Source organism: Marisediminitalea oceani (genome assembly GCF_003731635.1).
In the GTDB taxonomy this organism is placed as follows: domain Bacteria; phylum Pseudomonadota; class Gammaproteobacteria; order Enterobacterales; family Alteromonadaceae; genus Alteromonas; species Alteromonas oceani.
Genome location: NZ_RCUA01000068.1, coordinates 63732 through 79413, shown reverse-complemented (window position 1 = coordinate 79413; position 15682 = coordinate 63732). Strand labels below are relative to the sequence as shown.

Sequence of the window (15682 nt, the reverse complement as noted above, 5' to 3'; positions counted from 1 at the left end):
TTGCACTGCATACAAACAAAAGGGTCAATTCTTAAAGCAGAATCTACGCCAAAAGTGTAACGCCTTAAGCGGTTTCGCTACAGCGTTTTTAGCTAATTTCCCGTTTGTTGCGACAGGTATCCCGATTCGTTTATATTAAGCACAAAATTTTATTATAAATAAACAAGGAACGTTGTATGTCTTGCCTGATAAAACCACTGGCAGTGCTGCTGTTCAGTTGGGTTGTACTGCTGCCTGCTGCTCAGGCCGCAGAACCGCAACCTGTCGAAGTTTTTAGCCGTCTGCCGCAGTTTTATGGCGTATCGATGTCACCAGACGGACAGCGTTTCGCTATGGAGCGAAATTCTGCCGACGGCGATCTGGCTGTATTGATGACGCTGGACCTTTCAACCGGAGATGCGTTCTACCTGCTTAAAGCTGATAACAAGAAAGTTAAAATTAACTGGTATCGCTGGGCAAATAATGAAGATCTGTTAGTCAGCGCACGTTACGAAGTAAGCCGGGCAGGCAAAAAGTTTTTCCGCACCCGTTTGTATCTGATGAAATATAATCAGCAAGGGGGCGACCCTGAAATGGTTATCGACTGGCGGCATATTCAACGTTATCAGAACGATGTAGGTTATGTGCCGCAGTTTCAGGATGATGTAATTGATTACCTGCCGGACGACCCGGATCATATTCTGATGGCAATTGATATTTCCCGGCCTTTTGAAAAATCGGTTTTTAAGGTCAATCTAAAGAACCGTTCGATCAATCGGTTAATTAAAGGCAAAAAACGTATTCGCGACTGGGTAACCGATCGTCAGGGGAATGTGCGAATTGGTATTTCACTGAATTATGAAACCGGCGACCGCGAGATTTTCCTTCGTGACGAGGATGATAACTACGAAGAGCTGTATGCCTACAACGTATCAAATGATAAACCGGTTTACATTTCGGGCTTTGCCGCCGATCCGAATATTCTGTATGTCAAAAAATACCTGGGTGAATACAAGGCGTTATATAAACTTGATTTAACCACTCGCGAAGAAACGCTGGTATTCTCTGATGAAAACTATGATGTGGATGGCGGCCTCATCTACTCCCCGGCTACGAATGATGCCATTGGTGTTTATCACCCACAGGCGCCAGGCGGCCGCTTTTATTGGAACGATCGTTATGCGCCGCTGCAGAAAGGACTCGATAAATTATTCAAGGATAGTCACAACTCGTTAAGGGCGTTTAGCCAGGACGAACAAATCTACCTGCTTTATTCCGAGAGCGATACGCAACCTGGCCGCTACTACATTGGTAATCGCAAAGAGGTGACGATTGACCTTCTATTTGCTCAATACCCGGATATCAATACCGAAGCGCTGAGTGAACACGAGCGGATTACGTTCACGGCCCGTGATAAAACAGAGATTGAAGGCTACCTAACGTTACCAAAAATCGGCGAAGCGCCCTATCCAACGGTAATCTTTCCTCATGGTGGGCCGGGTGTTCGTGAATACAGCGGTTTTGATTACTGGACAGCTTACTTTACCACTCGTGGTTATGCGGTGTTGCGACCTAACTTCCGCGGTTCTTCCGGCTATGGTTACTCGTTTGGTGAATCACAAATGCAAAACTGGGGCATGGCCATGCAGGATGATGTGGTGGACGGCACCCAATGGATGATTGATCAGGGTTATGCCGATAAAAACAAAATTTGTATTGTAGGCGCGAGTTACGGCGGGTTTGCCGCGTTAGCTGCAACCGTAAAAAGCCCTGAAGTGTATAAGTGTGCGGTGAGCTTTGCCGGGGTGAGTGATTTGGATCGCATCGTTCGGCGCGCACGAGGCTTTTTAGGTTCTAAGTTAGTTAAAAAGCAGATCGGTGAAGACGGTGATGATCGTGACAGACGCTCACCCATTAACTATGTGGAAAATATCAAAACACCTATTTTGCTGGTCCACGGTGAAGAAGACCGGGTGGTCCACGTGGAGCAGAGTCGCCTGATGGCCGATGAGCTTGATGATGAAGACAAGGAATACCGCTATGTTGAGCTGCCTCTGGGTAACCATCACCTGGAGATCCAGTCGAACAGGATTAAGCTCTTCAAAGAAATGGATAAATTCCTCGCCGAATACCTGTAACTAACAGACGGTAATACTATGTCCGGGTGAGCTGCGTTATGAGCGCCCGGACTGGTGCTGAATTCACCGGTTGATCCAGATCAGCCGAGCTTGGATTAAGCGGGGATTAGCCCCCTTGTTGTGGCTAATCGGCGTACAATAACTCCGTAACGAAGGAGAATTGAACGTGACCGATAGCCAAAAACTTACCGCTGTACCTACCCCAGAAGACGCCCACGAGCATCCGCATTCACTGGCAGAAATGCGCCACGACGAGCAGTATATTGCTGAGTCTTTCCGTTCCGGCGAATACCCTTACAAGCGCAAAGTAACGCGTCAGTTTTACGAACAGCATAAGCATCAGCTGCAAGTGGAGCTGCTCAAGGTCCAGAAATGGGTTAAAGAGAGTGGCGAGCGGGTGGTCATGTTGTTTGAAGGACGCGATGCGGCAGGTAAAGGCGGCACCATCAAGCGCTTTATGGAACATCTGAATCCTCGTGGTGCCAGAGTAGTGGCACTGGAAAAACCGTCGGAAGAAGAAAAAGGTCAATGGTATTTTCAGCGCTACATTAAGCACCTGCCCACCGCAGGCGAAATAGTCTTGTTCGACCGCTCCTGGTACAACCGCGCCGGCGTAGAACGGGTGATGGGTTTTTGTGAGCCCAATGAATACCTGGAGTTTATGCGCCAGACCCCGGAGCTGGAGCGCATGCTGGTAAACAGTGGAATTCGCGTTTTCAAATTCTGGTTTTCGGTTACTCAGGAAGAGCAAACCCGCCGTTTCCAGAAACGGGAAACCGATCCGCTCAAGCAATGGAAGTTAAGCCCCATTGATAAGCTGGCGCAGGAAAAGTGGGATGACTACACCGAGGCAAAAGAAGCGATGTTCTTCTACACCGACACCAACGACGCGCCCTGGATGGTGATTAAGTCAGACGATAAAAAGCGCGCCAGACTTAATTGTATGCAGTATTTTCTGCATGCCATGCCTTACCCGAACAAAGACCGCCGTATTGCCAAAGCGCCGGATCCACTGATAGTGGGCAGGGCCTCAACCGTTATCGACAGGGATAACCATATTCTGGGTAAATCTCTGCACCCCGACCAACAAAAGGCCTGATTCTTCAGGCTCTGAAAACTGTGTAAAGGTGTCTGTTTGAGCAGACACTTTTACCAGGCCATCCCTCTCTGCTCTTATCCCTAAAATGCTAACTTATTGTTAAATATAGCCATTTAAAAACTGGCAAGGTATTCGCTATACCATGTTGTTAAGCCGCTGAAGCGGTGCAGTATTTAAAAAGGAATGGCTAATGATTATTGTCATCTTACTGGGACTCACCCTACTGGCAACGGTTATCAAATTTCAGGGCGCATCGCGCCTGATGAATCGTCTGGGTAAATTCATCATGATTGCCGGTATTTATGTGGTATTTTTAAGCAAAGTCGTTAAAGCATTATTGTTCAGACATCATTAAAAAAGGGCGCGCAACATGAAAACAACTAAACATATTCTGACTCTGGTTTTTATTGGCTTATTTTCGCTGGTATTAACCGCTTGTAGTGAAGAAAAGAAAGAACAGGCTGAAGACTCATTAAGCAATTTTAAAAATGCTGCCAGTCAGGCCATGGAAGATGCTAAAGAATCGGCTTCAGAGGCTGCCGACAAAGCCAAAGACATGGCCGAAGATGCCGCCGATAAAGCTGAAGATATGGCTGATGATGCGGGTGACGCGCTGGAAGATGCCTGCGAAGACGCAAAAGAGAAAATGGACCTGGAAGATAAAGACTGTTAATTAACAATCACTGCCCCATTCACCTGCAATGGGGCAGTGCTTTGGTTAATTGCCCTGGCGATTTAACTCCAGCAGGCCTTTCATGATCTCCCGTTCTTCGGCTGACATGCCGTCGAGTACCTTATTCATATTCTGCTTAAACCGCGCAAGGGTCTTTTCATCACCGGCTATAGCGGCATCGAGTGTTTGTTCGTACTTTACTAACATCGCATTGATTTTTTGCGTGTTTTCCATGTTTTTCTCATGTGCTGTGTAAACCACAAACATGGTGTACAGGACCGCTGCAGGTGCGAGTATCTCTTTGAATATATTAATATAGTTAGGCTTTTTAGACTCTTGCATCAGGTTATCCCATGGCCATTGAGGCTTTTAGTTTGAGTAATTCAAATTGGCGTAATACGTCAGTGAGTGCCTGTTGTTGCTCGGTATTCAGGTAATGGGTTAACGCCACTACACCGATCATTAAAATTATCGTCGGCAGCATTTCCAGCACCATTGATTTCGCTTTGATGAGTAGTTTGTTCATTTAAATAGACACCTTACAGTCAGCCAACTCCTGAAAATCAGTAAAACTCGACCGCACCGACTGATAAATCATGTTGGCGTCGATAGCGGGCAACACAAAGCAGCGATAGTGGGACTGCTCGTTAAGTTTAACCAGAATCAAATTGCTAACACCCTGGCCTTTGAGTTGATTTAACAGCTCAACCAGATGCGGCTTCTGGTTAAGGTAAACTGACATCCGCCGTTCCAGGTTGTCGATTAGCGATTCTTTACCCAGTTCACCCTGAGCCAGACTTAACCAGTACTCATGATCATCTGCATTGTTAACAAATTCGTAGGCCATCTTGTGCCATTCTGGCTGATAAAAATATTTTTGCTCGGCGAGTAATCCAAGGTCGGTGTCGTTCATGAAATTGGGCATTTCCACGCCTGTTACCGTGTTTTTGTTCAAATACAAACCAAGGTAAGCCCCTACGTTTAAATCCTGTTTTAACACAGTGATGTTGGCGTCGAATGGCTTAACTACATCCTGATCGAGCTGCAATGAGGCAACCCAGGCCAAAAGCGGATACAGCCGGTTATCCAGATGGCGCAACGGCCCAGGCGTGTGCGTAACGTCTTCGCTGTTTTGCTCTGGTGGCGCAATAAATATCTGATTTCTCACCTGCCTGACCAGTTTCAGGTTCTGATAGCGTTCGTACAGGCCACTCTCAATATCCAGAAAATAGCCGAACAGCGTAGTGAAGGCCTGATCGTGCTGATTTTCCTGACTTACCTGCCGGGCAAAGCGGGTGGTCATTTCATGGTAGGCGTTGTCTTGCATCAGGGCGTTATAAGTCGGGATACCCAGCCCGCCTATCGCTGCTACCAGAACGAGGAGCATATATCCGGGTTTTTTGAACGCCAGGTAGCGGGAGATTTTGATAAACAGCATAATCACCGCGACCAGGCTGGCAAAAATACTCAATGGCGGGATGACTGCCAGTTTTACGGCATCGCGACCCAGCTCAAACATACTGCCACCCGATGAAAAAGCCGTTGTGGCGGCGGTGGAGGTAATCATCCGGATAAACGACAGGTTGTCCTGACTGTCCAGCCACAGGGTTTTATAACGACTTTCAGAGATGCCCGGCGTAAAACTGGCGAGATAATAGCGCCCCAGTTTTTGCTGCGCCAACTGGGTGATTTTTGGATGCGTGGCAAACTGCAGGCGAGTAAGGCCAGGCTCGGCAAAGTCCAGTTCAGAGCTTTCCAGATAGCGTTGCCATTCCCGGGCCGCCAGCCCTTCATATTTGCTGGCGATGGCATCGATAAGCGCCTGCATATCGTCGACCTGCCAGTTGTCAGGTAAAGCCAGTTCTTTGGTATCAACCAGATACTGGCGCAAATGATCCTGGGCGATGCCGGAGGTCAGGTATTCCTCATAGAGCATTTCTTCGGGAATACCATAAGACCTGGCCAGGTAGTTTTTGCGCCCCCGGCTAAACATCATTTCCAGCGTCGTTTTGGATTTAAAAATTTTATTGAGGATAACGTCTTCTTCGGTGAGGTAAATCCCAAATCCCTCGCCATCCTCGAATTTAAGTTCGTTGAGATACTGAGCAAAGGCCTCCCGGTAGCTTTTTTCACAGGCTGAGCGACAGCTACTTTTCATGGCTTTGTCTCTGACTGACCGAAACTGGCCGCGGATAGTCTCGTTAGCCGCGTACTCTTCACGGTAAGAGCTCGCCTTGTTTAATTCTTCAGCGTAACGTTGCCATACACGGTTAACAAAGTCGTTGCCCTCCTTGAGCACCGCTACTCGCTCCTGCTCGCGCGCGTAGTGATCGTTTTCTTTCTGGTAAGCAACTTCGTATGCCGCGGTGGCGGTTTGGTAGCGCTGCCATTCTGTTTCATAGGTGGCATCGAACTCTCGCGTGAGAGGAATGGCGTTCTGAATAAAATCGTCTTCCTGACGATTAAGCATAAAGTTATTGGCGACGTCACTCAGATTGTTGGCAATTAACTGGTCGAACCCATTGGAGAAAAACGCCAGTGACGGGATCAGAGCAACCATGAGATCGCGGCGCTTGGGGTCTGATACAATTTCATCAAATTCCGGGAAATTCTCAATACTCACCGCCTGAGCTAAATACGCTTCCTTGTAGACCACCGCCCTGACGGCACTGAGCTTTTGCTCGTTGGTCGTTTGGTCGACTTTTATATCCACCGCTAAGCGCAGTCCCGGCACGAAAATCAGCCATAGCAGCAGCAGGCTGAGTGGTCGGACACACCATTTCGCGAGCGGGTTAAGATGATGAGGCTGGGGGGCCTCGCCCTCTTTAATCAGCTTGGCAGAAGTCAGCGCCGGAATAGTATGGAAAGGGAAAAATGCTACGCAGGACAGGGCCAGACCGAAACCTGACAGCGTGCGGCCGAATAACTCCAACCGTTCTGCTGAAAGCTTATAGTCACCGAGCACCAGTTCAAAGGAGTTGGCGTACATGTCGATAAGCAATACATTCAGCGCCAATTCCAGACAGACATATAAGGCAAACAGGCCCAGCAGAACTAAAATTTTCACATGTGAAAAAGCCGCCTTCATTTTGAGTCCTTATTCGTGGTAGGTATCGACATTATGACTTTGCGGCGGAGGTGTTTTTTATTGCCATCCTGAATGCGCTGTTTACAGAGCTGTTGTTCCTTTATCGTAAGGTTTTGTTTGGCGCATCCTTGTTGTTGCGGCTCGGCGAAATACTCGTCATAAGCCATAATATCACCGTCGAAGGTCAGATACTGGTTTTTGGGAAGCAAAGTTGCCTGCCGTTCGAGTTGATTAAAGTCGGCGTTAGCGGGTAAGACCGCTACCACAGAAAGCGGCGAATATTGTGCCTTGAGCGGTTGCTTATCTACCTTTTTGACAACAGATGAAGCCTCCTGGCAGGCTGCCAGCGTTTGGCTATCAACTACGGTTGCAACGGTTGCCGGGGTGCCTGATGGCGAACTTTTTACTACCAAGCGGTGGCGAGCCTTAGTAGTCATCAGGGTTTCAGCCAAATAGGGTGACGCGGCCCCGCGAACGGTTGCATAGTAATCGCCAGGGTTAAGGCCCAACTTCCTGGCCTGGCTGTGGGTCAGTATCCATTGCTTTCGATACTCAGGGAAACTGCGTTCCAATGACGCTTTAAGGGCCTGATATCGGGCAAGTGGTAAATCCGGCTGTGGCCGGATAATAAATTTATCCGCTGATGAAAGCTGACTGCCTAAAGTCACGGTAAGCGTGCTCAGGGAAATGCCGGTGGTCTGATACTCTGCAAACTGATTATCCGTTAAGACTACCTGCCAGGTGTCTGTGACCGGCGCCAGTTCAAGATAAAAACCGGTATAAAGATCGCGGTGGCGCCCAATAGCGGTTGCCAGGGGGAGTTGTGAAATCCGGTAATAGAGGTCGGTATCACAGGCGCGGCCATTGATAGGTAAAACTTCGCCGCTATCATCAACTACCAGATTCCGCTTGAGTAACTGGTTTTGTAACGGTTGCTTGTCTGGTAACTCACTCGCATGGGAAGGTAACATTGCGGTGACGTTGACTATGGGTTTATAGTCTTCGGTACGCTTATCGACGGCACAACCCTGAACGAATAAGAGGTATAAAGCAAAGGTAAAAACGGTCTTTTTGCATTGGGCAAAATACATCGACACATCCCTGTCATTATTTTTTTGTAAAACTACCATTAACTTCCGCTAAGTAAAACGGTTTAGGCAGAGTTTTTATCAAAAGTATAAAGTTCTTTAAATCAGCGTGTTAACTATAGATGGCGATATCCTGAGCAAAACTGACCGGCGTAGCAAAGTTACTCATCGATTTTCTCAGCCACATTCAGCGGAGTTTTTACCCACTGAAAAACGCATTCGGGTATACTACTGCCACTTTTACTGGCGTCTTCCGGATGCCCCGGCCCGACCGGCTTTGCAGGTAACCTATAGCTAATGTCACAACAAACAACCAATGTTAAACCCGCATTGGGACTTCCCGAATTTATTGCACTGATGGCGCTGATGACGTCTTTGGTGGCGCTCAGTATTGATGCAATGCTGCCTGCTTTAGACACCATCGGTGCGGCGATGGGCGCGCAGGATATCCATGAAAGCCACCTTATCGTGTCGCTGTTTTTTGCCGGTATGGCGGTGGGGCAATTGTTTTTTGGCCCCTACTGTGACACCCGTGGTCGACGTGAAGCAATCATTCTGGGCTTAACCATATTTGCGGTTGGCACCGTGGTGTGTATGTTGGCTGATAATATGCAAACTATGCTTATTGGCCGGGTCATTCAGGCCTTTGGGGTATCAGGGCCGCGCATAGCCTCCACCGCCGTGATCCGCGACCAGTTTGCCGGTGAGGCTATGGCCCGGGTCATGTCGTTTATTATGATGGTGTTTATTCTGGTCCCAATGCTGGCTCCCATGGTGGGTCAGTGGGTGCTGAATATTGCTTCCTGGTTTCATATTTTTACCCTGTTTCTGCTGGTGGCCGTGTTTACCGGTACCTGGTTCTGGATCCGGCAGCCGGAAACCTTACCGGCCAGTCGTCGTAAACCGTTTTCATGGGCGCAGTTTTTCCGCTCGTCGCTGTTTATCGTTACCCATAAACCAGTGATTGGACCTACGCTGGCCATGGGTTGTGTGTTTGGAGGCTTTCTTGCCTATTTGAGCGCGTCGCAGACCATCTTTCAGGGCTTCTATGGCGTGGGCGAAATGTTCTCCTATATCTTCGCTACCCTGGCATTTTCAATTGGCCTGGCGTCTTTCATCAACAGTAAAATTGTGATGCGGCTGGGGATGTACCGGGTTACTCAGGTGGCGCTGATTGGGTCAGTGGTGTTTGCGGTTATCTTTCTGGGCATCATCGAAGTGTTTGATGGCCTGCCGCCACTGGTGGTGACCATCGGCTCATTGTTTATCGGCTTTTTCTTTGTGGGTTTGTTATTTGGTAATCTCAATGCCATGGCTATGCACCCGTTAGGCGATATGGCAGGGCTGGGCGCAGCCATTATTGGCTCACTATCGAGTATTATTGCCGTGCTGGTTGCCACCACTGTGGATTCTTATCTCACGGTAGACCTGTTCCCTATTGGCGCAGGCTTTCTGGTGTTCTTTACCCTGGCCTTGATTATTATCCGAATGAGTCTGCAAAGGCCGGATAAACCGGCAGAATCGCTTTCTTAGCGAAAGCGATTGCCATTAACCAACTGAACCACTGCCCGCGGGCGTTGGTTTTCAACGATTTCTACATTCCGTGAATGGCGTTCACCATTACGTAATTTGTCGTATTGCAGCTGTTTCATTTCCAGCTGTTTGGCAAATTCGTAAAATGCCATACAGTCTTCCCGACTTAATTCATTGTGCTGGCGGGTGAGCTGCGTATCGATATACATGCTTTCCCCGTTAGCGGTCAGTGTTGCCACTGCATCATAGGGCTCACCGTAATTTTCGACTCGCAGAGCTCTGACCATTTTTACTTCAAAGATCCAGTCGCCAATTTGCGTAAACCTGGAAATGCCTGACTGCATGAAATTCTCCCCTCAGGATGACATTAATTATTATGATTGCTTTTTTCAGATAACCAGTGGTTACTACAATCATTGTGCCAACTATTATGTAATGGATTATCAACAGCTTAGGATCATGATGCTAATTTGTACAAAGCGATCTGTATGCAGTTGGTAACACATTTTCAAAAGCCAGCCCTGAGCAGTAAAACCAGTAAAGCTGAGGGGCTATGGATGACGTATGCTTTCTTACGGGCATAAAAAAGCCCGACCAAATTGGTCGGGCAAAAGGGCTTGGTTAAGCACCTAACGACAGAAACTGTCTACGCTTCGATGATGGCTTTCATGTCCGTCATGTAACCGCGTAATTCTTTACCAATGGCTTCAACGCCAGTGTTGCGAATCGCTTCGTTAACTTCGGTAAGACGCTTGTTGTCTACCTGGTTAGACGCTACGTTCAGACCTTTACCGATAACCGAAGTATCGATGTTAGGCATGAACTTCTCGCGCAGTAATGGTACTGCTGCGTTCGCAAATAAATAGTTACCGTACTCTGCAGTGTCAGAAATAACCACGTTCATTTCGTACAGACGCTTACGCGAAATAGTGTTCGAAATCAGTGGTGTTTCGTGCAGTGATTCGTAGTAAGCCGACTCTGGCAGGATGCCTGCTTCAACCATTACGTCGAAGGCCATCTCTACACCGGCTTTAATCATTGCTACCAGCAGAATACCGTTGTCGAAGAATTCCTGCTCTGAGATTTCGCCGTCGTAAACCGGGGCATTTTCAAAACCAGACTGGCCGGTTTCTTCACGCCATCCTAACAGGTTTGCGTCATTGTTTGCCCAGTCAGCCATCATGGTGCGGGAGAATTCGCCGCTGATGATGTCGTCCTGGTGTTTTTCAAACAGTGGGCGCATCAGAGTCGTCAGTTCTTCTGACAAATCATAAGCTTTTAATTTCGCTGGGTTAGACAGGCGATCCATCATGTTGGTTACGCCGCCGATTTTCAGCGCTTCAGTAATGGCTTCTAAACCATACTGGATTAAGGCTGCCGCATAGCCGGCATCAATGCCGTCAGCAGTCATTTTTTCGTAGGCCAGAATCGCAGCAGTTTGTTGCATACCGCACAGGATAGTTTGCTCACCCATCAGGTCAGACTTAACTTCTGCAACAAAAGACGACTCCAGAACACCTGCACGGTCACCACCAGTGGCGCTTGCCAGTGCTTTGGCGATTGGCCAGCCTTCACCTTTCGGATCGTTCTCCGGGTGAACCGCAATCAGTGTTGGAACACCAAAGCCACGCTTATATTCTTCACGTACTTCTGTACCCGGGCACTTAGGCGCACACATAACAACAGTGATGTCGCTACGAATTTGCTGACCTTCTTCAACAATGTTGAAGCCGTGTGAGTAACCTAAGGTTGCACCTTCTTTCATTAAAGGCATAACCGCTTCTACTACACTGGCGTGCTGCTTATCAGGAGTCAGGTTGTAAACCACATCCGCAGTTGGGATCAGATCCTGATAGGTACCTACTTTAAAACCGTTGTTAGAGGCGCGTTGGAATGAGTCACGTTTCTCATCAATCGCAGCCTGACGCAGCGCATAGGCAACGTCCAGCCCTGAATCACGCATGTTGAGTCCCTGGTTCAGGCCTTGTGCACCGCAGCCAACGATGACAATCTTTTTACCTTTAAGAAACTCACAACCATCAGCAAATTCGTCGCGATTCATAAAGCGACAACGACCTAACTGGTCCAGTTGCTGGCGTAGAGACAGAGTGTTGAAATAATTAGCCATAAAAAAAATAATTCCGAACTTCTTTTGTCGTTATCCCTTTGCTTCACTCAGCTGGGATGACCTCGTCATTGACGACTTGTAGCAAAGATACGCTACCCCTTTCGTTTTGAAAAATGATATATTTGCAAAACAGTGTTGCAAAAAGTGAAATCACCATGGATTTTCGCAGTCTACAGCTATTTAATCATCTCGCAAAAAGCTTACATTTTGGTGACACGGCCGATGCTATGTTTGTGTCGCCGTCCACCTTAAGCCGGGTGATCCAGCGCCTCGAAGAAGAGTGTGGATGCGTGTTATTTAAACGGGATAATCGCTCAGTGGCGCTCACCCATGGTGGTCATAAGTTGTTGAATTTTAGTGAACAAGTGCTTGGTGAATGGCAGCAGGTCAGGCAAGAGCTACGCGATGATGGCAAGGCCCTGCAGGGTGAATTGAGCCTGTATTGTTCTGTAACAGCCAGCCAGAGCCACCTGCCATCTGTACTCTCTCGTTTTCGCCAGCGTTACCCCGGCGTAGATATCCGCTTGGTAACCGGCGATCCGGGGCTGGCAATTGAACATGTAAAGCATAAAAAATCGGATGTGGCTATTGCTATTCACTCTCCGGAGTTTCCAACCGACCTGTGTTTTTCCGGATTAGACTTTGTACCGCTGGTTCTAATTGCTCCCCGTGAAAGGCGTTTAACCCAGTTAGCGCAGGTAGACTGGCGGGTTAATCAGGTGATACTGCCCGAACAGGGGCCAAGCCGCCGAATTGTTTATCATTGGTTTGCCGAACACGGCATCCGGCCTAATGTGTATGCCTCGGTAGGGGGGAATGAAGCCATTGTGTCTATGGTGGCGTTAGGTTGTGGGATCGGCTTTGTGCCGCAGGTGGTGCTCGATCACTCCAGCATGTCATCCAGCGTTACCCGTATCCAGGTAGACGATATCGGCTCTTATGAGTTAGGCCTGGCTTGTTTACAGGAACGCCGTCATGAGCCATTAATTAATGCGCTGTTTCAGCTTGAGTTAAACTGACGAATTAAATTGTCCAGCGCCCGGTAACCTAATGCCTCGCCAATGTGGTCGGTGTTAATCTGCGACTGGCTCTCAAGGTCTGCAATTGTTCGGGCGACCTTAATAGTGCGATGAAATACCCGCATGGACAGCTTTAATTTGGTGGCCGCGCGCTGCAAAAAATCCTCTGTTTCCGCCGGCATGGCGCAATAGGTACTGAGCTCTGCCACACTTAGTGCAGCATTACTCTTGCCCTGACGCTGCTGCTGAATTTGGTGAGCCGCCATAACCCGTTGTCTGGCCGTTACCGCAGAATCCTCTCCCGACACAGGTGGTGCAAACGCGTAGGAGCCCGGCCGACGCACTTCTATTTGAATATCAATACGGTCGAGTAACGGGCCGGAGAGCTTGCTTAAATAGCGCTGAATTTGTTGAGTGGTGCTGCGGCCGTCATCTATATCGCCGGTCGGGCTCGGGTTCATTGCCGCCAATAATTGAAATCGGGCGGGATACTTTGCCTGACCAGAAGCGCGGGACAGGCAAATATCACCGGTCTCCAGTGGTTCGCGCAGTACATCGAGCGCCTGGCGACCAAACTCAGGCAGCTCATCTAAAAACAATACCCCATTATGTGCCAGCGACACTTCGCCCGGCTGCGGATGTGCACCACCGCCCGTCAGGGCAATGGCAGAGGAGGTATGATGAGGAGACCGAAACGGCGGTGTTAACCAGTCTTCGGTGTCACGCTGTTCACCCTTAACCGAATAGAGCGCGGCAGTAGCCAGCGCCTGTTGATGATCAAGTTGCGGTAACAAACTCACCAGGCGGCTGGCGAGCAGGCTTTTTCCGGTCCCTGCGGGCCCTACCATTAATAGATTATGTGACCCCGCTGCGGCAATACACAGGGCTCGTTTCGCCTGCTGCTGACCGATGATGTCATCCCAACGCGGACTCGGCGGTGCCAGAGACACCTCGTTGCGGGTGTGCTTAAGTTGAAGAGGTTGTTGCCGCGTGAAGTGCAGGAAAGTATTCAGCAGTGTGGCTGGCAGCAGATATTCCAGATTATCCACCAATTGAATTTCCGCTTCGTTACCTGCCGGAAGCACCAGGGTATGGTTATCTTCTGCACAGCGCATAGCCACTGGCAGCAAGCCGGGTACCGGCCGGATATCACCGTTTAAACTTAGCTCTCCGGCAACTTCGGTATGATTAACAGGTGACTGCTCTATTAGACCCATGGCTATCAGGATCCCCAGCGCGATGGCTAAGTCGTAGCGTCCACCGCTTTTGGGAATATCAGCCGGGGCCAGGTTTACGGTTATGCGCCGGGCCGGATATTCAAATCCGCTGTTGATTAAAGCACTGCGAACGCGTTCTTTGGCTTCTTGCACGGCGGTTTCGGCCAGGCCGACTAACTTAAAGGAAGGCAGACCGTTGGATAAGTGCACTTCCACCTTTACTTTTGGTGCGCTGATCCCGGCGGCACCGCGGGTATATACAATTCCCATTCCCATGATGTTCTGCACTGTTCCGGCGTTTTACAGAGCAGTGTAGTGAGGATGGGGAGTTAAGAAAACTGAGCCTTGGTGCAGATTCGTCGAAAGAAAGGCGGGTTTGGTCGGCCAAAAGGTTAATTTTTATGCCCTGCCCTTGATCAGGCCCCGGGATCCGTGGTATTTCTACGCCCCTGAAAGGACAACGTTACAGCCAGGCGTTAATTATCCTTTCAAAAGCCAGCCAAAAACTTCCGAATCTGTGTCTGTATCTCGTTATTGTCAGCCAATAAACTATTGGCAATAACGGTATTAATTATTCCGTGCAAATTGCACCGCGAGTGCCACAGCGCTTTGTGCGCACCTTATTGCACGAGTTTACACTGTTTATCTGCGAAAAATGCCGCTGTGCATTGGGTCGCAAGCCCGCGTCATGTATCATTTGACGCGGTATTAATTATGGTGGTCAGTTAGCAACTGACTACTCTTTACGGGTTATCTGAAACCCGCTTGTTCTTAAGGAAACGTCATGGCTAAGCAACTTGCTGATTATATCTGGTTTAACGGTAAAATTATCCCCTGGAAAGAGGCTACCGTTCATGTAATGACTCACGCTATTCACTACGGTTCATCGGTCTTTGAAGGAGTGCGTGCTTACAACACACCGGATCAGGGTACCTGTGTATTCCGTTTACAGGAACACACCCGTCGCTTGTTCGACTCGGCCAAAATCTATCGCATGAACATCCCTTACACTATGGATGAATTGAATCAGGCGCTGATAGATACCATCGTTAAAAACGATCTGAAATCCGCTTACATTCGTCCGATTGCGTTCTTTGGTGATATTGGTATGGGCATTAAGGTGCCTCTGGATGCTGAAGCAGAAGTATCGATTGCGGCCTTTGAATGGGGCGCTTATTTGGGTGAAGAAGCGCTGAGAAACGGCGTAAATGCTGGTATTTCTTCATGGAACCGTCTGGCGGCTAACACTATGCCGACTGGCGCGAAGGCCGGTGGTAACTACCTGTCTTCACAGCTTATCTCAATGGAAGCGCGTCGCCACGGCTACGGCGAAGGTATTGCGCTGGACCGTAACGGTTACATCAGCGAAGGCGCTGGCGAAAACATCTTCGTTATCCGCGATGGCGTTATCAGCACCACACCTAAAACGGCGGCCATCCTGCCGGGTATTACCCGCGACACGGTTATGACGCTGGCCAAAGAGCTGGGCTATGAAATCCGCGAAGAGAACATTCCCCGTGAAGCCATGTATCTGGCCGACGAAATCCTGATGTGCGGTACCGCTGCCGAAGTAACGCCGGTAAACAGCGTTGACGGTATTACCGTTGGTAAGGGCGGTCGCGGCCCAATTACCAAAGAAATTCAAGACATGTTCTTCGGCTTGTTTAACGGCAAAACCGAAGATAAATGGAACTGGTTAACCCCGGTTTATAAATAAGTT

The 15682-nt window shown here is 48.9% G+C and carries 14 protein-coding genes; 7 read left to right on the top strand and 7 right to left on the bottom strand.

The window, feature by feature from the left end; genetic code table 11:
- The first annotated feature begins 176 nt into the window (after positions 1–176).
- From D9T21_RS17280 to D9T21_RS17270, 4 genes are all read left to right on the top strand, one after another.
- Positions 177–2117 (top strand): alpha/beta hydrolase family protein, encoded by a 1941-nt coding sequence (locus D9T21_RS17280; protein WP_123326356.1) that lies wholly within the window; start codon positions 177–179, stop codon positions 2115–2117.
- A 166-nt stretch (positions 2118–2283) separates the two neighbouring features.
- A complete protein-coding gene (gene ppk2, locus D9T21_RS17275) occupies positions 2284–3216 on the top strand; it encodes a polyphosphate kinase 2 (protein ID WP_241155750.1) in 933 nt (310 codons plus the stop codon).
- A 190-nt stretch (positions 3217–3406) separates the two neighbouring features.
- The gene (locus D9T21_RS22790) at positions 3407–3571 is read left to right on the top strand and encodes a hypothetical protein (RefSeq protein ID WP_164464740.1); all 165 of its coding nucleotides are present in this window, start codon (positions 3407–3409) and stop codon (positions 3569–3571) included.
- A 15-nt stretch (positions 3572–3586) separates the two neighbouring features.
- Positions 3587–3889 carry a hypothetical protein gene (locus D9T21_RS17270; RefSeq protein ID WP_123326354.1) on the top strand — a complete coding sequence of 101 codons (303 nt, stop codon included), beginning with the start codon at positions 3587–3589 and terminating at the stop codon, positions 3887–3889.
- Positions 3890–3934: 45 nt separating this feature from the next.
- On the opposite strand, the gene D9T21_RS17265 is transcribed toward D9T21_RS17270, so the two are convergent.
- The 4 genes from D9T21_RS17265 to D9T21_RS17250 are packed head-to-tail and all read right to left on the bottom strand — an operon-like array spanning position 3935 to position 8107.
- The gene (locus tag D9T21_RS17265; RefSeq protein ID WP_123326352.1) at positions 3935–4231 is read right to left on the bottom strand and encodes a hypothetical protein; all 297 of its coding nucleotides are present in this window, start codon (positions 4229–4231) and stop codon (positions 3935–3937) included.
- Positions 4232–4235: 4 nt separating this feature from the next.
- The gene (locus tag D9T21_RS17260; protein ID WP_123326350.1) at positions 4236–4415 is read right to left on the bottom strand and encodes a hypothetical protein; all 180 of its coding nucleotides are present in this window, start codon (positions 4413–4415) and stop codon (positions 4236–4238) included.
- Positions 4416–6956: a hypothetical protein gene (locus D9T21_RS17255; RefSeq protein ID WP_164464739.1), complete on the bottom strand. Its 2541-nt coding sequence runs from the start codon at positions 6954–6956 to the stop codon at positions 4416–4418.
- 17 nt (positions 6957–6973) lie between these two features.
- Positions 6974–8107, bottom strand: a complete 1134-nt coding sequence (locus D9T21_RS17250; protein ID WP_164464738.1) for a hypothetical protein — start codon at positions 8105–8107, stop codon at positions 6974–6976.
- Between the two features lie 255 nt (positions 8108–8362).
- On the opposite strand from D9T21_RS17250, the gene D9T21_RS17245 reads away from it, so the two are divergent.
- On the top strand, positions 8363–9598 hold the full coding sequence (locus D9T21_RS17245; protein ID WP_123326344.1) for a multidrug effflux MFS transporter: 1236 nt from the start codon (positions 8363–8365) through the stop codon (positions 9596–9598).
- Here the strand turns inward: D9T21_RS17245 and D9T21_RS17240 are convergent.
- Positions 9595–9942, bottom strand: coding sequence for a hypothetical protein (locus tag D9T21_RS17240; protein WP_105934993.1), 348 nt, complete (start codon positions 9940–9942; stop codon positions 9595–9597). The two genes, D9T21_RS17245 and D9T21_RS17240, sit on opposite strands and share 4 nt — an antisense overlap.
- 302 nt (positions 9943–10244) lie before the next feature.
- On the bottom strand, positions 10245–11726 hold the full coding sequence (gene ilvC / locus D9T21_RS17235; RefSeq protein ID WP_123326342.1) for a ketol-acid reductoisomerase: 1482 nt from the start codon (positions 11724–11726) through the stop codon (positions 10245–10247).
- Positions 11727–11881: 155 nt separating this feature from the next.
- On the opposite strand from ilvC, the gene ilvY reads away from it, so the two are divergent.
- Positions 11882–12745 carry an HTH-type transcriptional activator IlvY gene (gene ilvY / locus D9T21_RS17230; protein ID WP_105935034.1) on the top strand — a complete coding sequence of 288 codons (864 nt, stop codon included), beginning with the start codon at positions 11882–11884 and terminating at the stop codon, positions 12743–12745.
- Here ilvY and D9T21_RS17225 read toward each other — a convergent pair.
- The gene (locus D9T21_RS17225) at positions 12727–14238 is read right to left on the bottom strand and encodes a YifB family Mg chelatase-like AAA ATPase (protein WP_123326340.1); all 1512 of its coding nucleotides are present in this window, start codon (positions 14236–14238) and stop codon (positions 12727–12729) included. The two genes, ilvY and D9T21_RS17225, sit on opposite strands and share 19 nt — an antisense overlap.
- 508 nt (positions 14239–14746) lie before the next feature.
- Here D9T21_RS17225 and D9T21_RS17220 point away from each other — a divergent pair.
- Positions 14747–15679 carry a branched-chain amino acid transaminase gene (locus tag D9T21_RS17220; protein ID WP_123326338.1) on the top strand — a complete coding sequence of 311 codons (933 nt, stop codon included), beginning with the start codon at positions 14747–14749 and terminating at the stop codon, positions 15677–15679.
- The last annotated feature ends 3 nt before the right edge of the window (positions 15680–15682 follow it).